Origin of the sequence: Halioglobus sp. HI00S01 (genome assembly GCF_001635445.1) — a bacterium.
Lineage (GTDB): Bacteria > Pseudomonadota > Gammaproteobacteria > Pseudomonadales > Halieaceae > Halioglobus > Halioglobus japonicus.
In genome coordinates this window covers 62331-79512 of the sequence record NZ_LWEE01000015.1, presented here as the reverse complement: position 1 = coordinate 79512, position 17182 = coordinate 62331, and the positions used below count along the sequence as shown (strand labels likewise).

19 protein-coding genes are annotated in these 17182 nt (G+C 58.3%); 8 read left to right on the top strand and 11 right to left on the bottom strand.

Features of this window, described 5'->3' with window-relative positions; genetic code table 11:
* Positions 1-53: 53 nt before the first annotated feature.
* Together A3709_RS03395 and A3709_RS24940 are read left to right on the top strand one after the other, a co-directional pair.
* The gene (locus A3709_RS03395) at positions 54-731 is read left to right on the top strand and encodes an SDR family oxidoreductase (RefSeq protein ID WP_082849861.1); all 678 of its coding nucleotides are present in this window, start codon (positions 54-56) and stop codon (positions 729-731) included.
* Positions 662-871: an SDR family oxidoreductase gene (locus A3709_RS24940; RefSeq protein ID WP_082849860.1), complete on the top strand. Its 210-nt coding sequence runs from the start codon at positions 662-664 to the stop codon at positions 869-871. Before A3709_RS03395 ends, A3709_RS24940 begins: the two co-directional genes overlap by 70 nt.
* A 6-nt stretch (positions 872-877) precedes the next feature.
* On the opposite strand, the gene A3709_RS03390 is transcribed toward A3709_RS24940, so the two are convergent.
* Positions 878-1390 (bottom strand): nuclear transport factor 2 family protein, encoded by a 513-nt coding sequence (locus A3709_RS03390; protein ID WP_066050077.1) that lies wholly within the window; start codon positions 1388-1390, stop codon positions 878-880.
* On the bottom strand, positions 1383-1895 hold the full coding sequence (locus A3709_RS03385) for a nuclear transport factor 2 family protein (protein WP_066050074.1): 513 nt from the start codon (positions 1893-1895) through the stop codon (positions 1383-1385). The genes A3709_RS03390 and A3709_RS03385 overlap by 8 nt, the downstream gene beginning before the upstream one ends.
* A gap of 83 nt (positions 1896-1978) precedes the next feature.
* Here A3709_RS03385 and A3709_RS03380 point away from each other — a divergent pair, with 83 nt between their 5' ends.
* Complete coding sequence (locus A3709_RS03380; protein WP_082849859.1) at positions 1979-2521, top strand: Rieske 2Fe-2S domain-containing protein; 543 nt, start codon at positions 1979-1981, stop codon at positions 2519-2521.
* Between the two features lie 7 nt (positions 2522-2528).
* Positions 2529-2996 carry a Cys-tRNA(Pro) deacylase gene (gene ybaK / locus A3709_RS03375; RefSeq protein ID WP_066050069.1) on the top strand — a complete coding sequence of 156 codons (468 nt, stop codon included), beginning with the start codon at positions 2529-2531 and terminating at the stop codon, positions 2994-2996.
* 16 nt (positions 2997-3012) lie between these two features.
* On the opposite strand, the gene A3709_RS03370 is transcribed toward ybaK, so the two are convergent.
* Positions 3013-4155: an aromatic ring-hydroxylating dioxygenase subunit alpha gene (locus A3709_RS03370; RefSeq protein WP_066050067.1), complete on the bottom strand. Its 1143-nt coding sequence runs from the start codon at positions 4153-4155 to the stop codon at positions 3013-3015.
* A 12-nt stretch (positions 4156-4167) separates the two neighbouring features.
* Complete coding sequence (locus tag A3709_RS03365; protein ID WP_066050064.1) at positions 4168-5355, bottom strand: acyl-CoA dehydrogenase family protein; 1188 nt, start codon at positions 5353-5355, stop codon at positions 4168-4170.
* Between the two features lie 157 nt (positions 5356-5512).
* Here A3709_RS03365 and A3709_RS03360 point away from each other — a divergent pair, with 157 nt between their 5' ends.
* Together A3709_RS03360 and A3709_RS03355 are read left to right on the top strand one after the other, a co-directional pair.
* The gene (locus A3709_RS03360; RefSeq protein WP_066050061.1) at positions 5513-6769 is read left to right on the top strand and encodes a cytochrome P450; all 1257 of its coding nucleotides are present in this window, start codon (positions 5513-5515) and stop codon (positions 6767-6769) included.
* Entirely contained in the window at positions 6766-7800 is a 1035-nt protein-coding gene (locus tag A3709_RS03355; protein ID WP_066050059.1) for an alcohol dehydrogenase catalytic domain-containing protein, read from the top strand. The genes A3709_RS03360 and A3709_RS03355 overlap by 4 nt, the downstream gene beginning before the upstream one ends.
* 29 nt (positions 7801-7829) lie before the next feature.
* Here the strand turns inward: A3709_RS03355 and A3709_RS03350 are convergent, their stop codons facing one another.
* Genes A3709_RS03350 through A3709_RS03335 form a run of 4 tightly spaced genes read right to left on the bottom strand, consistent with a single transcriptional unit; the run spans position 7830 to position 12129 of the window.
* A complete protein-coding gene (locus A3709_RS03350) occupies positions 7830-8699 on the bottom strand; it encodes an SDR family oxidoreductase (RefSeq protein WP_066050056.1) in 870 nt (289 codons plus the stop codon).
* Between the two features lie 8 nt (positions 8700-8707).
* Positions 8708-8902 carry a hypothetical protein gene (locus tag A3709_RS03345; protein ID WP_066050054.1) on the bottom strand — a complete coding sequence of 65 codons (195 nt, stop codon included), beginning with the start codon at positions 8900-8902 and terminating at the stop codon, positions 8708-8710.
* Positions 8903-8904: 2 nt separating this feature from the next.
* Positions 8905-9708 (bottom strand): hypothetical protein, encoded by an 804-nt coding sequence (locus A3709_RS03340; protein WP_066050051.1) that lies wholly within the window; start codon positions 9706-9708, stop codon positions 8905-8907.
* Between the two features lie 9 nt (positions 9709-9717).
* Positions 9718-12129, bottom strand: a complete 2412-nt coding sequence (locus A3709_RS03335; RefSeq protein ID WP_156507551.1) for a TonB-dependent receptor — start codon at positions 12127-12129, stop codon at positions 9718-9720.
* Between the two features lie 136 nt (positions 12130-12265).
* On the opposite strand from A3709_RS03335, the gene A3709_RS03330 reads away from it, so the two are divergent.
* Both A3709_RS03330 and A3709_RS03325 read left to right on the top strand, forming a co-directional pair.
* Positions 12266-13696, top strand: a complete 1431-nt coding sequence (locus A3709_RS03330) for a carotenoid oxygenase family protein (RefSeq protein WP_082849858.1) — start codon at positions 12266-12268, stop codon at positions 13694-13696.
* Between the two features lie 52 nt (positions 13697-13748).
* Entirely contained in the window at positions 13749-15608 is a 1860-nt protein-coding gene (locus A3709_RS03325; protein WP_066050045.1) for a DUF885 domain-containing protein, read from the top strand.
* A gap of 135 nt (positions 15609-15743) precedes the next feature.
* Here A3709_RS03325 and A3709_RS22435 read toward each other — a convergent pair whose 3' ends face one another.
* The 3 genes from A3709_RS22435 to A3709_RS03310 are packed head-to-tail and all read right to left on the bottom strand — an operon-like array spanning position 15744 to position 17175.
* The gene (locus A3709_RS22435; RefSeq protein WP_082849857.1) at positions 15744-16019 is read right to left on the bottom strand and encodes a MaoC/PaaZ C-terminal domain-containing protein; all 276 of its coding nucleotides are present in this window, start codon (positions 16017-16019) and stop codon (positions 15744-15746) included.
* A complete protein-coding gene (locus A3709_RS03315) occupies positions 16016-16459 on the bottom strand; it encodes a hypothetical protein (RefSeq protein ID WP_066050042.1) in 444 nt (147 codons plus the stop codon). The genes A3709_RS22435 and A3709_RS03315 overlap by 4 nt, the downstream gene beginning before the upstream one ends.
* A 2-nt stretch (positions 16460-16461) precedes the next feature.
* Positions 16462-17175, bottom strand: coding sequence for a dienelactone hydrolase family protein (locus A3709_RS03310; RefSeq protein ID WP_197484060.1), 714 nt, complete (start codon positions 17173-17175; stop codon positions 16462-16464).
* Positions 17176-17182: the final 7 nt, after the last annotated feature.

The window sequence follows — 17182 nt, the reverse complement described above, 5'->3', positions numbered from 1 at the left end:
CTGAGGTTAGCACGCGCCACACTGGTTGGCGTCATAATAATAAGGCGTACTCTATGTCCGGTTTTAATCACTGTGTTGCCCTGGTCACCGGTGGCGCCAGCGGCATTGGCGAGGCCACTGTCCGCGCACTTGTTGAGCGTGGCGCCCGCGTTGTTGTCGCTGACCTGCAAGCCGACAGGGGTGAGGCCCTGGCAGCGGAGTTGGGCGATGCGGTGCGCTTTTGCGTCACCGATGTTACCAGCGAGTCGGCTGTTGCAGCAGCAGTGGCTGAGGCCGTGACCACTTTCGGTTCCCTGACCGCACTGGTCAATAACGCCGGAGTGGTAGGCGCGGTGGGCTCGATTACCGATACCAGTATCGAAGCCTATGAACGCACCATGGATATTCACTGCAAGGGCAGTTTCCTGGGAGTTAAACATGCCGCAAAGGTCATGCCCCGAGGCAGCGCCATTGTGTCCCTGGCCAGCACTGCCCGACTGATCGGTGGTCAAGGACCACATGTGTATACCATGGCCAAGCACGCTATTGTTGGCCTCACCAAGTCGGCGGCGTCTGAGCTGGCCACTAAAGGTATTCGCGTGAATGCCGTAGCCCCCAGTGGTACCGTGACGCCCATGATCGACGCGCTGGGTCTGGGTGATGCCGAGGCACGGCGGCGGCCCTGGCTGCAGCTTCGCCGCTGGGTATTGCCTGTCGCGCTGAGGACATTGCCGATACCATTCTGTTCCTGATCAGCGATGCGGCCCGGCACATTACCGGGCAGACGCTTGCGGTGGACGCAGGCCTGACCACCGCAGGATTGACGCCGCCACCGTTCTTCAATGAAGACCCGCAAATGTTGCTGCAGGCCGGGGTAAGGGAGCAGGGCTGACATGATTCAGGGGCGACGCCGGTTGTCGAGGCGATACACCGGGTCGTCCTGACGACCACCGCGCAGGGTGTTTGGTACCAGCTCAAAGTAGGGATCATTGCTGGGGGAGCTACGGCTCCAGTCGACGACTTCACTGCGGTAGGCCAGCTTCCAGGTACCTTCCCGGCACTTGTAGCGGTCGATATAGCGGCCGGCGATGATCATATCGTCGAATCCCGCTTCGGAAGGCACTTTGTGATAGGCCTGGAAGTACACCTCGCCATAGGCTTCATTGCCCTCGACGTCGATCAGGGTATTGCCGATCAGGTGTTGATTGGCGACGTGGTTGGCCAGCGCCTGCAGGGCAAAGTCAATGAGCTCAGTGGAGCTGGCATTCATGAAGCCGTATTCACACCAGCCGTCTCCCCCGAACTGCGCGAGCAGCAGATCGCGATCGCGCCGGTCCAGGCCGCGCATGTAGCGGCTGCTAAGCTCGCCGATCGCCTGCTTTGCGAGTAGCGTTTCCAGGCGCTTATCCATGGGTGTTGTCTCCCTGGAACAGGGCGTAGGAGGGGTCGTCCAGATCGGCACGGCCTTTGGCTAGCGCCGCGAAGGCTTCGTCGTTGCGCTCGTCGTGCATATCGCGAGTTACGCTCCAGTCCATCACCACCTGACGATGCCGGATGCGCCATTGCCTATCTTTACGTTCGAGTGTGTCCAGATAGCGGCCGCGGAAACTCATTTCCTGCTCTGCCCCCCTCAGCAGGTGCGCGGCTTCCACATAGCTCTCGCACTGGGCGAGTCCACCGTCGACCACAATGGTGACGTTGCTCACGCAGTGTCGCGTAAGCTCGTAGCTCTGGGTGAGGGCGGGCCCAATCAACTCGGCGAAATCACTCGCCGCGCCGACGAAGCTGCCGTAGTCGACGGTGGCGTCTGGCCAGTAACAGTCCCTGATCAGCGCACTATTATTGCGGTCCAGACCGCGGCAGTGACCATCCAGTACGGCAATAATGGCCTGTTGATCTTCGAAGTCAGCGGTCATAGCGGCCTCGTTACGATGGGGTACTTGCAAGGTTGGGGGCTCGGCTCATAGTTATAAAAACAGTCAATCCGGATTGTATTTGCATGAGTGAAGCGCGTCCAGTCATGATGGGGGAGCGAATGTCGGTACAGAAACCGGGTAGTGCCAGGGCCAGTGGTCCCACCGTGGCAGAGACCATCGCTGCAGATCGTGTTGCCCCGCCGGCGCCGTTGCTCGAAAGTGACTACGCTTTTCTCGGTGATGTCGATATCGATTGTGAACGCTACACGTCTGAGGCCTTTGCACGACGCGAAGACGAACAACTGTGGCGACGCTGTTGGCACTGGGCCTGCCGCGAAGAGCATCTACCGGACGTCGGCGATAACTACGTACACAACATTGGCCCCTGGTCGGTGATTGTGGTGCGCGACAGCGCCGACTCGATCAAGGCGTTCGTCAACAGCTGCACGCATAGGGGTACTCGCATGCTCGATGGCGAGGGCAGTGGCTACGGCATGCAATCCTCGGCGTGGGGTCAGCTGACGTCCAATGTTCAGCGCCAGTACACTATCGACTTTGACTCACCAGCAGCAGCGCATACCGGCGCAACATTAATGCCGGGAGCCAGTGGCCCAGAAGAGGAATGAGTAACTTATGACGCCGGGAATCAACGTCGCCAAGCGCGCCAGGATTGCGCACACGGTGCACGAGTATCAACACGATGCATCACATGAATCCTATGGCCTTGAGGCGGCAGAGAAAATGGGTGTTGCGCCAGAGAGGGTGTTCAAAACCCTGGTGGCCAGCCTCGACGGTCGCGAACTGGTGGTGGCCGTTATCCCGGTGGCATTGAAGCTAAGCCTGAAACACCTGGCCAAGGCCGCGCAGGGCAAGAAGGCAGCGATGGCCAACCCGGATGATGTCGAACGGGCAACTGGCTATGTGCTGGGTGGCGTCAGCCCGTTGGGACAGAAGAAACGTCTGCGGACATTCATTGATAAAGCCGCCCAGCAATATGCGACGATCTATGTCAGCGCAGGGCGCCGCGGCCTGGAAATTGAACTCGCCCCCGATGATCTGGCAACGTTGGTGCAAGGTGGCTTCACAACACTGTGTCAGTGAGCTGACTCTGGGGTGCTTAGGTGAGGCTGGCAATCTGCCGGTGCATATTTTGCACTCCGGGTTCGTTGCGCCCGATGATGACCTGGCGGGGTAGGCCGCTGTTCAGGCCGCGGTGGATCTTGTCGACCAGGGTGTAGTCCTCAGTTACTGCAACATCGTTGATCAACTGAAAGTACTGTTCACGTTCGACGAGCTCCGCATCCCTGGTCGGTGCCTGGGGCAGGTACATGCTGTGGTACACCACGGATTGATCGTGGCTCACCGGATAGACGCGCCAGGTCTGAAAGTGATCTTCGACCACGAAGATCACGGTATTCGGAAAGATGTAGTTCACGAACGAGGTGTACTTGCGCGGCTCCCACTGTGCTTCCGGGATTGCATTCAGCTCGCTGATGTTCAGCGTGGCCGAACCCATGGCGTGATTGCGCCCGTACTGATGGAAGGTGCCGAGATTGGAGTAGGCCATTTGGCCGATCGTCTCTGGGTGCAGGCTCTCGAAGTGGTAGAACTCCTGGAACGTGTCCATATTGAGCTTCCAGTTGAACGCTGTATCCACCTTCTTGGTACCCAGGTGGTGGTGATCGCTCAGGCCCGCCTCTGCCAGTCGGGACTCGATACCGCCCAACACCTCGTCAATGTCGAACCGCAGTTCAGGGTTGGGCATAACGAAGATAAAACCGTGCTTCTCCTCTACCTGTAATTCGCGTAGCCCGAGGGTCTCGCGGTCAACGCCCGCGAAGGCGTCTTGTGAGGGTATGCCGAGCAGCCGGCCGTCAAGGTCATAACTCCAGCCATGGTAGGGGCAGGTGAGCATGCGGCCCCTGCGCGCCTGGCCACAGGCAGATTCATTCAGTGGTGCACCGCGGTGAGAACAGGCATTCACGAAAGCCTTGAGTACACCCTCTTGGTTGCGCACCACTAGAATGGGAATGCCCGTGTCATCAAAGGCGAAGTAATCGCCCCCGCGAGGCAGCAGGCAACTGGGTCCCACAAACTGCGGGTAGTTGCGAAACAGGGCAGTTCGTTCAGTCTCGAATCGCGCGGCATCGGTGTACTCGGCGACATCGATGGTCATGACATTGTCAGCCATGGCCGTCGTTTGCTGCGCCACCAGATCCAGGAGTAGGTGGGTCTCGGTGACTAGGTCTGCGTGGTTCACAGCGCGGTGCCCCTAGAGGCCCAGTACCAGCTTGGAGACAATATTGCGCTGCACTTCCTGGGAGCCGCCAAAAATCGATGCGGCGCGATTGTTCAGGTAGCGGGGTAGAACGGCGCTCTCCGGGTCGGGGCGATAGGGGCTGGCGCCCGGCATCGGGTCCATGACCAGCCCGCGGTATCCCAGAATGTCTACAGAGACCTCATTGATGGCTTGTTCGAGGCGCGTGGTGTTGAGCTTGAGTATTGACGACTCAGGTCCCGGGGCGCCACCGGCGCTGACGGCAGTTAGAATCCGCAGTTCAGTAATCTCCAGCGCCTTGAGGTCAATTTCAATCTGACCGATACGACGCTTGATCACCTCATTGCTGTCGAAGTCAGCAACTTCTGCTGCGGTGCTTTCGTAAAGGTCCCAGAGCCGTTCGAGTTCGTGCACGACCAGGGGACCAGAGAAACTGCCGCCGCGTTCAAACTCCAGCAGGTACTTGGCATAGGTCCAGCCTTTGTTTTCCTCGCCAATGCGATTGCTCTGGGGCACCCTGACATTGTCGAAGAAAACCTGGTTAACCTCGTGATCGCCGGCCATGGTGATAATTGGCTCAACAGACACCCCGGGTGTGGCCATGTCGATTAACAGAAAGCTGATGCCCTGTTGCGGCCTCCCTTCGTTGCTGGTGCGCACCAGGCAGAAGATGTGGTCGGCTAAATGTGCATGCGTGGTCCAGATCTTTGAGCCGTTGACGATGTAGTCGTCACCATCGGCCTCTGCCTTGAGCTTCAAGCCCGCGAGGTCGGAACCGGCACCGGGTTCGGAATAACCCTGGCACCAGTAATGTTCGCCCGACAGTATTTTGGGCAGGTACTCCTGTTTCTGCGCTTCACTGCCAAAGGCCATGATGACCGGCGCCAGCATCAGCAGGCCGAGAGGAATCAGCATGGGGGCGCCGGCCAGATAGCACTCGCGGCTGAATATGTACTTCTGGGTAGGGGTCCAACCGGTGCCGCCATGTTCGGTGGGCCACTGGGGCACTGCCCAGCCTTTTTCCACCAGAATGGCCTGCCACTGCAGTGCCAGATCTTTCTCGACGAAGACGCTGGCATTGTTGGCGGTCGTTTCAACAATATCCGCGGTGAGGTTCTCGGCCAGAAACTGGCGGACCTCTTGCTGGAACTGTAGATCGTCGGCGGAAAAGGCGAGATCCATGATGGGCTCCTCATATTATGCCTAGGCAAATTAGCAAACCGATATCTAAAAAACAATCAGAATTGACTGTTTATTTTATATTGGCTAATGTGAGCCTCAGACTGCCGCCAAACGATAAGCAATAACACAACTCCGGCGGCCCATTAGGAGAGCTTCAATGGCCAAGTGCCCAGCAGATTTTGATTTCTTTTCCCCTGAAGTCATCGAGTCACCCTTTGAGTTTTACAAGGTGGTGCGCGAACAGGCGCCTGTGTACCAATTGCCTGAAACGAATATCTTTTTCCTGTCTCGCTGGGAAGATATTCGGACAGTGAATCGCGATACCGCAACCTTCTCCAACGACTTTCAGGACGTCCTGCAAGGGCCGGATCCCTCGGATGAAGTGAAGGCGATTTACGCCTCCGGGTATGCCCAGCCGCCCACACTGCTGACGCTGGACCCTCCCGAGCACAAGATGTATCGCTCGTTGATCAACAAGGTGTTCTCAGCCAAGCGCGTGGAAACCATGCGTCCCTATATGGAAAAAGTCGTGGACGAGTTGCTCGACGACATGCTGGAAAAAGGCGAGTGTGATTTCGTGCATGACTTTGCGACGCCGCTGCCGGTGTATGTGATTGCCGACCAGCTCGGGGTGCCCCGCGAGGATCTGCGCCGCATCAAGACTTGGTCAGATGCCTTTGCGTCGCGCCTGGGCGGTATGGCAGACGAACAGCAGCAGCTTGAAGATGCGAGGCTGATTGTCGAGTGGCAGCACTACATGGCCGACATCATCAATCAGCGTCGCGCCAAACCCCAGGACGATATGATTTCCGACCTGGCCAATAACACGATCAAACATCCCGATGGCGAACGCCTGATGACGATGGAGGAACTGCTCAGCATGATCGAGCAGTTGCTGGTGGCGGGCAATGAGACCACCACTTCATCGCTCGCGGGTGGCTTGCTGTCATTGATTCAGCTGCAGGACCAGATGCAGCTGCTGCTGGACGATCCCGGGCTGATCGACAATGCGGTGGAAGAGATGTTGCGCATGGAATCACCCTCAGCGGGGCTGTGGCGGCTGGTGACCACGGATACCGAGATTCGCGGGGTGTCGATTCCCAAGGGCTCGCTGCTGATGCTTCGCTATGCGGCTGCTAACCGTGATGAAGCGGTGTTCGAGCAGCCTGACCAGATGGACGTCTGCCGGAAAAACGCGGATGAACACATTGCCTTTGGTTACGGAACTCACTTCTGTCCCGGCGCATTCCTCGGCCGCAAGGAGATGCAGGTAGCCTTCCAGAAAATTCTCGAGCGGATGGACAATATCCAGCTTGCCCCGGGCAAGAACGACCTGATGCATTCACCGAATATGGTGCTGCGGGGGCTCAAGGAGTTACACATTACCTACGACAAGCGCGAGGTCACAGCATGAAGGCTGCGGTATTTGAAGGTGTCGGTAAGCCACTGTCGATTCAGGACGTGCCCCGGCCGGCAGCCGAACCCAATGAGCTGGTGGTTAAGGTCGATTACTGTGGCGTCTGCGGCACCGATCTGCACGCCACGCGAGAGGGCCTGACTACCGCCGCTGAAGGTCAGATTCTCGGGCACGAGTATGTCGGCAAGATCGTCGAGGTGGGCCCAGAGGCGCTCGGTGACTGGCAGGTGGGTGACCGTGTGTGTTCACTGCCGTTCATCGCCTGTGGCAATTGTGACGCCTGTCATGCCGGTCGGCCCTATGAATGCCAGAACAAGAAAGTATCCGGTGTGGATGCACAGGGCGCCTATGCGGAGTATGTCGCGGCCGGCGGGCAGGAAACCATCAAACTGCCCGATGATCTCGATTCACAGGCAGCGGCACTGATTGAGCCGCTGGCGGTGGGACTGCACGCAGTGCGTATGGCCGATGTGCAGCCCGGAAGTCGGGTGCTGGTTATCGGTGCGGGGCCAATTGGCCTCACCGTGGCGCTGTGGGCTCGGTTCTACGGCGCGGAGAGTGTTGTCGTCAGCGAAAGGGCGGACAGCCGCGCGGCACTGGCGCAGAAAATGGGTGCCACGGCGGTCATGCGGCCGGCGGCGGATGCCGACGCGGAGACGTTGGCAGCACAGTACGCTGAACTGACGGGCGGCGCGCCCGAGGTGATTTTCGAGTGTGTCGGAGCACCGGGCTTATTACAGCAGTGCATCGAGATAGCCGGACATGGCGGGCAGATTGTGCCGGTGGGCGTGTGCGAACAGCCCGACGCTATTATGCCCATGCTCGGGTTGTTCAAGGAGCTGCGGATTCAGTTCGCTATCGCCTACACCATGGATGATTTCCAGACGGCCATGTCTGCCTTGGCCGAACAGCGTATCGATGTGCAGCCGATGATTACCGATATCGTGACGTTGGATGAATTGCCGGCGGCATTTGAGGCCCTGCGGACACCGCAGGATCAGTGCAAGGTATTGATCAAGATAGACTGATCCATGCCCTGCAGCAGGGGAGAGTGTTATCAGCGGTAGTAGTCCACTCCCACCAGTTCGGCCATAGCGTCATAAAATGCCTCGCCCTGCAGGCAGTTAATCCGCACCCATTCATCATCGGAGACCTTGGCTCTGGCGGCGACCATTTCGTTCGCATCCTTGCCGACGGTGTAGCGGAATTTTGGTGCGTCGGCCTCGATCGCCTCGGCAATAGCAGCGGCGACATCGGTGGGCATTGAAGGGTTTTGCAGGGCGTATTCAAACCAGGTGCCGAGGCGTCCCAGTGAATTCAGGTAGGGCTGCTCAATGGTTTCGTCCAGCGGTGCCACTTTACCCAGCATGGGAGTGATGACGCACCCGGGTTCCACCAGGGCGACCTGAACATTAAACTCGGCCATTTCCATGGCGAGTGATTCACTGAGCCCCACCATCGCCCACTTGGACGCAGAGTAGTGCGCGTGACAGCCCACGGTATTGCGCGCTGCCAGTGAACCGACGTTGATGATTCGGCCCTGGCCCTGCTTGCGCATAATTGGCGTCACCGCGCGCAGTACGTTCACGGTGCCGAAGTAGTTTGTTTCAAAAATCCAGCGCACATCCTCAATCGGCGTCATTTCCACCGCCTGACCTGCACCGACGCCTGCGTTGTTGACCAGGACATCAATGCGGCCGGTTTCCTGCATGATCTGCGCGACGGCAGCCTCAATGCTCTTAGGCTGGGTGATGTCCATTTTCAGCACGGTTACCGGCAGCGATTCGGCGGCTATGGCTGCATGCAGTTCATCGACGCCGTCGGGATTGCGCACCGCTGCGTATGCAGTATTGCCTTTGCGCGCCATGTGCAGTGCAGCTTCCTGGCCAATGCCGGTGCTGGCGCCGGTTACGAGAATAGTCGACATATGGGTACTCAGTCCTTGTTCTGGTGGTGGCCTTGGCGGGCCTTGTAATCGATACGATATTCGCAAGTCACGCAGCGGCGCATACCTTCGCGCATACTGTCGTTCTGGGCTTTCAGTGTGGCCACTTCAGCTTCGAGCTCTCGAATGCGCTGCGCTTGTTTGACCAGCTCTGCTCTGGATTGAAAGAAGTCGCAGAGTGCCACGGCTAGTCGGTCGACCAGCTCATGCGCACGGTGCAGGAGGTTTCGGGCAGGTGTGGGTCGAACTCCATTTTCAGGCCCCCGTTCTCGCCTTTGAAAATCGCTTCAAAGGGCCCTTTGCAAATGGCCAGACAACCTTCTTCGGGCAGGGCATTGGGGTTGGGCAGGTCGGCCTGCCGGCCGCAGGTGTGCCAGGCGCAATCGGGTATGTGCATGACAGTTGCACCGTTGCTGGGATCGAACTCGGTGATCGTGGCGCGGCCTGTTAACCAGTGTGCCGGGTTGAAAGTCTCGAACATGAACGTGCTGAACCATCCTGGTTCGGTCGAGCCATTGGCCTTCTTTTTGGTTTTTTTGTTTTTGTTCTTTTCCGGCATGGTATTCATCATTGCCAGAAAATCACCCATGGTTTCCTGTCCGGTAGCCACCGCGCTGCCAATAACGATTTCATCAAACTGCGTGGGGCTATAGTACTTGCGCAACTCCAGCAGGGCCCACTCCACCTCGCGCACAAAGTTGCCGTAGCGTTTGCGCCATTTCTCCCGGGGTGAATCGAGCAGTCGAACCGTCTCACGCTTGCTCTTGAGTGCTCCCCAGTCGGCATCGACCTGTGTCGCATCGCCGGACAGCCGCAGAATAGGGAGGAATGTGTGTGTCACCAGCAGGGAGGCCTTCTTCACCAGCATGGTGTTGGACATCCACATGTCAATCCAGGCCTGTGGCCCCCAGTTGTACCAGAGGCCGGGTCGCTGGGCCGGCGAGATCCGGCCGCTGCGCTGATCCGAGGTGATGATGTTGTTATCGGCCATAGTCTGAGTCTAGTTCATCATGCGCAGGGTGACACCGTAGGTGGAACCTGGCGCCACAACGCCGGCGTAGCCGCCGACGGTGGGGGCATCGATACCCCATGAATAGTATTCTTCATCCAGCAGGTTGCGGCCCCACAGAATCGCTTCCCAGGTGCGGGCCTGATTGCTGAGTGTGAGACGTAAGTTGATGAGGTTGACTGAGTCGTTTTCCAGGTTGGGGTCGAGATCCTGGTCCAGGAAATAGCTGTCTGTGTAGCTGTGTTCCAGGCGTGCGGTGCCGACCAGATCACTACCCATTTCATGGTCGTACTGAATATAGGAGCTGATAGTCCATTCGGGGGCATTGTCGATGGGCTGTCCCGCCAGGTCCTGCAGGCAGACCGATGCGGTGCCCGGTGTGCCGCCCTGGGCGCCTTCGATGATGTAGTACTGTTCGAATGACTGCTGCACGGTGCACTGGCCGTTATCAAAGGATTTGTACTCGGCCTTGTTGTAACCCAGTGCACTGCCGAAGATGACATTGGTGGTAGGCAGGTAGGTGAACTCCAGTTCCGCGCCATAGCTTTCCATGTCGCCGGCATTGGTGACCTTCAGCGAGGCGCCGTCGAAGGATTGGGCCTGGAAGTCTTCGTAGTCCACGAAGAACAAGGCGCCGTTGAACTGTACGCGACGGTTACCCCAGGAGGTCTTCCAGCCCAGCTCGTAGGAGGTGGAAATTTCCTCGTCGAATTCGCCGGTCTCGCCCAGAGCCTGGCGGCGCTGGTCGTAACCGCCGGACTTAAAGCCGCGACTGACCATGGCATAGCCCATGACGTCCGGGTTGAAGAAGTAGCGGAAGTTCAGCGAGGGTGACAGCGCGGTGTCGCTGCGGTCATCGTCGTAGGCAATATCTGGGCCCGCGATCGGTGGTGTGTCGAAGGGCACCGACGGTGTGGTGATCTGGGTACCGACACGCTCTTTTTTCTCATAGGTATAACGCAGGCCCAGGGTGGTGCTGAAGGCCTCGGTGATATTCCACACCGCTTGGCCGAACGCGGCGTAGCTGGTGGTGGTGTATTCGTTGGTGTCGATATTGGTAGAGCCACCCGGCGAGAAGTCGGCCATGGTAATGTCGCCAAACAGCACAATCTTTTCTAACAGGTCTTCGCGCTGCTCAAAGTCACCCTGCGAATCGAGCGTGGAGCGATAGGCGTACAGGCCCGCCTGGTAGTCGATGGTTTCGCCACCCTCGGAGGTAATGCGCAGCTCCGACGAGTATTGGTCCAGATCGATGTCTGTGGTGGTGCGACTGGCATCGTAGGCAGTAAAGTCGCCGTCGAACATGCTCAGTGATTCATAGAAACGCCAGGCATTAATGAAGGTGAGGGTGCTGCCGCTTTCAAGATCGCGGTTCCACTCCAGCGCTGCGCCACCAACGTCTACCTCATTACCCAGGTCTGCGTTAAACCAGTAGTCGTCGCCAAAGGGATCGGCCTCGGGTGGAGAAAAGCCCTCGGCCGTCTCGAAGTCGTTAAAACGCAGAATGGGCTGTCCCAGTGCATTGTTGCCGAGCATTTCCTGCCATTGCGCAGAGGGTGTGCTGGTAATCGGTGAGTTGAGCGTGGACAGGCCTTCGTAGGTGATTGTCGCCAGAGCGCAGCAATCGGTATCTTCCTTGGAATAATCCAGTGACGCAATAAACTGGCCGAAGCCGTCGGTGGTGGTGTCGCCTTCAAAATTAAACAGCAGCCGGGCGCGGCCGCCGTACTTGTTGGCGTCGTTAATGCCCTTACCCGTATAGGTATTGCGATACATGTGGTCGCCATCAATCCCGTAGGCGGACAGGCGCATGGCGTGGCCGGAATCACCCAGCGGTACGTTTACCATGCCGCGCAGTTCCATGCGCTCTTCGCTGTCGTAGCCGGCTTCCGCCAGGTACTCAAACTCATTGGTGGGTTGCTTGGTGATAATGCTGATAGCGCCGGCGGCAGTGTTTTTGCCGTATAACGTGCCTTGCGGGCCGCGCAGTACTTCAATGCGCTCAACATCAATCAGGTCGGAGATGCTCATGCCGGCCCGACCCTGGTATACGCCGTCGATGAACATACCCACGCTGGGGTCGATGCCGGAGTTGGTGCCGACCGAGCCGATCCCTCGAATGCGGTAGGAGGTGCCGTTGGAGTCGGTGCTGGGTGTGATTTTGAGGTTAGGAGTGTACTGCTCGAGGTCGGTGAGTTGGTTAACACCCGTGCCTTGTAAAAAATCCGAGCCAAAAGCCGACACCGACATGCCAACTTCCTGTAATCGCTCTACCCGGCGGCTGGCGGTCACCAGGATTTCTTCCAGTACCAGTGCGTTGGGGTCGGATTCCTGGGCCAGTGCCGCGGGGCCAGAAACGGGGAGTAGTAGGGAGGCACCGAAAACCGGCAAGTACTTCCTCATAATAAACACCACTTGTCTTATCGTTATTTTCTTGTGATAAGACAGTATCAAATGTGATTTAAAAAACAAACCGAATTGACTGATTTTATTTGTAGCGTTATGTTGGGTCGGTCACACAAATATAAGAGAGTACGTCATGGCTGAACCTATGCCTTCTGATAGCACCTTCCTCAATTTCCCCTGGGCGCCGATCCAGATGGAATGTGAGGCCAGCGACCTGATGATTGAAGGAGAAATGCCCGCTGATTTATCGGGTACGCTCTATCGGGTAGGTCCCAATCAGCGCTGGAGGCCCCGTGGCGACTACCATCTGTTTGCGGGTGACGGCATGGTGCATGCCTTCCACATCAGTGGAGGTCGCGTCGACTACATTAACCGCTGGGTGCGCACCGCCAAGTTCAATATGGAGGATGTTGAAGGGCGTGCGCTGATTAACGCTCTCAACCCCTTTGACTGCGACCCGGATTACTCAGATTTCCCACTCACCGATAAGGAAGGTCTAGCCAATACCGCCGCCGTCTGGCATGGCGGGCGCATGCTGATTATGGAGGAGGGGCACCAGCCCTACGAGATCGATCCAATTACTCTTGATTCGATTGGCAGCTGGACGTATCGCGGCAAGTTGCATACTGCGATGACCGCTCACCCCAAGGTCGATCCGGCCACCGGAGAAATGGTGTTCTTTGCCTATATGGCCACCGGGCCCTTCTCGGAAGATGTTATGGTGCACAAGGTCAGCGCTGACGGCCTGCTCACCCAGAGTATTCATATTCCCACGCCCTACTCGGCGATGGTGCACGACTTCGTGATCACCGAGAACTATATTGTGGTGCCCATATTCCCGATTACGGGCAGCCTCGATCGCGCTATGACCGGTGGGCCTCCCTTCGCCTGGGAGCCCGACAAGGGCGTGCATGTGGCGGTGTTGCCGCGCAATGCAGAGACTGCCGAGGATATTCGCTGGCTGAAGATGGAAACCTGCTTCGTATTCCACTTTATGAATGCCTTTGATCGTGACGGTTTGATCAGTATTGACGCTGTCCAGTTCCCCCAGGTGCCATTGTTCCCCACGCCCGATGGTGAGCCCACCGGTAGTACCAAGAGCAAGCTCTGCCGCTGGACGATCGATATGAACAATCCGGAGGCGGAGGTGATTTCCGCGCCACTGGACGGGTTCGAACTGGAGTTTCCCCAGGTTGATCCGCGCTATGCTGGCCAGGACTACCGGCATGGCTGGTATACCACCACCGATGGCAATGTGAAGAGCGACATGGAGGTGAATGAAAACCTCTACAACACCATTGGGCACTGGGATCACAATACCAATACCACGGTTCAATACTCCTGTGGCAACGGCATGGTGTCAGAAGCACTGTTTGTCCCTCGTTCAGAGGACGCGGCCGAAGGCGAGGGGTATCTGCTCGCGGTGGTGACAGACTTCGATACTCGCCTGAGCGGCATGTGGGTGTTCGACGCCCTGGATATTGCCGCGGGCCCGCTGGCCAAGGCGCATCTTTCGCATCGGGTCCCCCCCGGTTTCCACGGCACCTGGCGACCCGCCGGCTAGCGCTGGATTGTGTTAGAGTGCGCGCCTTCTAGTCCATCGAAGAGGCGCGCTCATGTTCTATATTCGTCTTCTGGCAGCCGCAATGGGTCTGGCTGCTCCTCTCAGCTTCGCCGCTGTCACCCAGGCCGAGGCTTCCTGGGATCGCTCCGTGTGGGAGCAGCAGGTAGCTGCCGAGCGTGACATCAATGAACTGGGGCGCCTGTACCTTGAGCTGACCCTGGAGCAGTCACCTCACAACAGCGTGTTTCGAGGCCTGCATGGCACGGCTGCGGAGCCTACTCGCTACGACGACCGGATGGCGGATGCCAGCCCGGTCGCCCGCGCGTCCTTCGATAGTGCCCGTGAAACGCTGTTGGCCAAGCTCGAGGGCATTGATGCGTCAGCCCTTGCTCGCAGCGATCAGATCGATTTGCATATTCTGAAAAAACGCGTGGAGTTGCACCTGTTCAACTCGCGTGAGTTGGGCAGCGGTGCCAGCCCCTTTACCTGGAGTAGTGCACTGTCCACCGGGCTCTCCTCACTGTTAATGCGTGACTTTGCACCGCTGGAGCAGCGCCTAAGTAGCCTGGGTAAACGCTGTGCTGCGACGGGCGATTATCTTGGTGGGGTGAAGGCCTCTCTCGCGCCGGATGATGTTCTGCCGACAGAACAGCACAAGAAAACCGCCCTGGCACAGCTGGGTGGTCTGGATCGCGACGGCGGTCTGTTTGACAAGACGATTCCCGACTTGTTGGCATCCTCCTCACTGAGTGATGATCAGCAGCGCCAGATTCTTGAAGATTGCAGCGATGCCCGCAAGCAGATCAAGGCGTTCACGGCTTGGTATCAGGCTACCGTGATGCCGCGCGAGGCGAGCGAGTGGCGCACCGGTAAAGCCATTTATGACCGTCAGTTCGATTTGCAAAATGACTACTACCTGACACCGGACGAACTGCTTGCCCGCGCTGAGCAGGCGCTCGAGGATAACAACCGTGAATTGGAGGCGCTGGCCCGCCGTATTCACGATGCCTATCTGGCTGAAGAAATTGAAGCAGGGACCTATGCGCCGGCAGCTGAGCAATCCGATCAGGCGGTGGTGCGCAATGTGTTCGCCAAACTGTCGGAAGATCGGCCTACCCCGGACTCGCTGGTGGAAGACAGTTATGCCCTGGCCGACGGCATTATCGCGTTTGTTAAAGACAATGACCTGATGGGCCTGCCGCCCGCCACCAAATTGCGCATCGAGCCTGTGCCGCCGCAACTGAGTGGCAACTCGGTGGCCTTTATTCAGACCGCTCCCGCCTTCGAGCCGCACCTGGAATCGGTGTGGTTCTGGGACATTGAGCTGCTGCGCAGTGCCCCGGATTACCTGAAAGAGTACAACCGCACCATGCTGGCCATCGTCTACATTCACGAAGGCGTGCCAGGCCATTTCGTTCAGTTGGAGTATTCCAACCGCGCCGAACGCCTGATTCCCAAGGTGTTTTTCAACGGGCCGATGGTAGAGGGCTGGGCGAGTTACATCACGACGCAACTTGTCGCCGAAGGCTATACGGTGTATCCGAATCATCCCCTGGGGCATGAGTTGCAGCAGATGACCGATATCAAGATGGTACTGCGCGCGCTGACTAACGCCATTATTGATCTCAAGTTGAATCGTACGGATTGGTCCGAAGAGGAGGCCCTCGCGCTGATGATTGAGCGCGGCTATCAGCAGCCCGGTGAAGCCCAGGGTAAGTTGGGTCGCGCCAAAATGGGCGCCGTACAGTTATCCAGTTACTACGCCGGCTTCCTGGCCATCGAGGATATTCTCGCCGAGTACCGCGCCAAGAAAGGTGATGCTTTTTCCTACAAGGAATTTAATGAGCGTCTGGTCGGTGCCGGTTCACCACCGTTTTTCGCGATTCGCGAATTTATGCTCGAGGACGAGTGATCACGTAAGCGCTACCCGGGCTTCGCCTTCGAGGAGTACGCCGCGTTTGGCGTGCTCCAGCCAGATGTCACAGTCGGCATAGCGCTCGCCCTGATCTTCAACCACGGCGGTTACCGTGCCTCTGGCGACAACGCGTTAGCCGTCGAGAACTACCTGCGGAAAACGCATGACCAGGCGCCTGATGGCATCTGGTCCCGCCCAGGCGTGCAGCATGTTGACCATATAGCTGAGGCCCAGTGGGCCCTGATTGATTGTGCGTCGGCCGAGCCCCAGAGGGAGTGCGGCTACCGCGTCCCGGTCCCAGTGCAGCGGGTTTGGGTCACGCAATATCGCCGCCATGGTGCGCATACGTTCAGCGGACACTTCAGGCATGACCCACTCGGGAATGGCCTGACCTTCAACACAGTTCACAACGTATTCCTCGTGTAGTGCCAGGTCACGGTAGAGCGGGCGACGGCCCGGTCCTGTGCAGAGACGTCAAACACAAACTGAATGCGATCGTATTCGCGCTCGCTGTCGCGATGCCTCTCAGCACTGGCAATATGGCCTTCCACCCGGTATTCACGCTCTTCCTGCAGTGGCTGGAAAAATTCCCATTCGTAGCTTTCTATCATGATCGAGAGATCTGACTCTGCCTGACCGAGGGCGAACATTTCGGCAATGCTGGTGCCGCTGCCAACAATCGGCAGATGAAATAGCGCGGCGGGATGAGCCAGCCCGCCGGGCAGCAGATCGGCACCCGTGCAACCGGTGAGCAGAACGTTTTCCCAGTGCGCAATAGTGTAGTGGCCGCCTGGGAACTGGTGGCCGGTCAGGGCGCGGATCTCTGCCTCAAGCGGTACCTTGTGCACAGTCAGAGTACCTCGGCGAAGAAGTCGAGCATGGCGCGCCAGGAGCGCTTATCGGCGTGCTCGTTATACAGCACGCCGCCTGCGGGATTATTGGCCGCCTTGCGGGTGAAACCGTGCAGGGTGTGGCCGTAGTTGATTAATTGCCAGTCCGCGCCGCGCGCCGTCATTTCCTGCTGGAATGCGTCTATGGCTTCCAGTGGGACCATCGGGTCGTCGGCCCCATTGAGTACCAACACCGGGGCGGTAATAGGGGTGTCTTCCAGACCATTCGGGGGGAGGATGCCGTGGAACGACACGGCGGCCTTGATGGCAGGCCCGCCCGACCGTGCCAGGTCCAGTGCGCACATGCCACCGAAGCAATATCCCATGCAGCCTATGCGCGCGGTGTCTGCATTCGGGATCTTTGTCACGCTGTCCAGGGCCGCTACCAGCCGCGCCAGCAGCATGGCCCTGTCCTGCATGTAGGGCGCCAGCACCGCCTGCACGGTGTCAAAATCGGTGTGGAATGTGCCGTTGCCGTGGACGTCCAGCGCCAGGGCGATGTAGCCAGCGTCAGCCAGGCGCTGGCACTTGCCACGAACCTCATCTCCGAGGCCGTCCCAGGCGTGTATGACTAGTATCACTGGGAAGGGACCCTGGCCTTCCGGGCTGAAATATTCCCCGTGGCAGCGCAGGCCGCCAACCTCATAATCCAGTCTTGTTCCTTTTTGGGTCACAGCGATT

Bases quoted from the DNA above. Each gene is read 5' to 3' on its own strand.
- A3709_RS03385 (WP_066050074.1), bottom strand. From the start codon at position 1,895: ATGACCGCTGACTTCGAAGATCAACAGGCCATTATTGCCGTACTGGAT.
- A3709_RS03335 (WP_156507551.1), bottom strand. From the start codon at position 12,129: ATGAGGAAGTACTTGCCGGTTTTCGGTGCCTCCCTACTACTCCCCGTT.
- ybaK (WP_066050069.1), top strand. From the start codon at position 2,529: ATGACGCCGGGAATCAACGTCGCCAAGCGCGCCAGGATTGCGCACACG.
- A3709_RS03355 (WP_066050059.1), top strand. From the start codon at position 6,766: ATGAAGGCTGCGGTATTTGAAGGTGTCGGTAAGCCACTGTCGATTCAG.
- A3709_RS03330 (WP_082849858.1), top strand. From the start codon at position 12,266: ATGGCTGAACCTATGCCTTCTGATAGCACCTTCCTCAATTTCCCCTGG.
- A3709_RS03380 (WP_082849859.1), top strand. From the start codon at position 1,979: ATGAGTGAAGCGCGTCCAGTCATGATGGGGGAGCGAATGTCGGTACAG.
- A3709_RS03390 (WP_066050077.1), bottom strand. From the start codon at position 1,390: ATGGATAAGCGCCTGGAAACGCTACTCGCAAAGCAGGCGATCGGCGAG.
- A3709_RS03325 (WP_066050045.1), top strand. From the start codon at position 13,749: ATGTTCTATATTCGTCTTCTGGCAGCCGCAATGGGTCTGGCTGCTCCT.
- A3709_RS03365 (WP_066050064.1), bottom strand. From the start codon at position 5,355: ATGGATCTCGCCTTTTCCGCCGACGATCTACAGTTCCAGCAAGAGGTC.
- A3709_RS03350 (WP_066050056.1), bottom strand. From the start codon at position 8,699: ATGTCGACTATTCTCGTAACCGGCGCCAGCACCGGCATTGGCCAGGAA.
- A3709_RS03360 (WP_066050061.1), top strand. From the start codon at position 5,513: ATGGCCAAGTGCCCAGCAGATTTTGATTTCTTTTCCCCTGAAGTCATC.
- A3709_RS03395 (WP_082849861.1), top strand. From the start codon at position 54: ATGTCCGGTTTTAATCACTGTGTTGCCCTGGTCACCGGTGGCGCCAGC.
- A3709_RS03340 (WP_066050051.1), bottom strand. From the start codon at position 9,708: ATGGCCGATAACAACATCATCACCTCGGATCAGCGCAGCGGCCGGATC.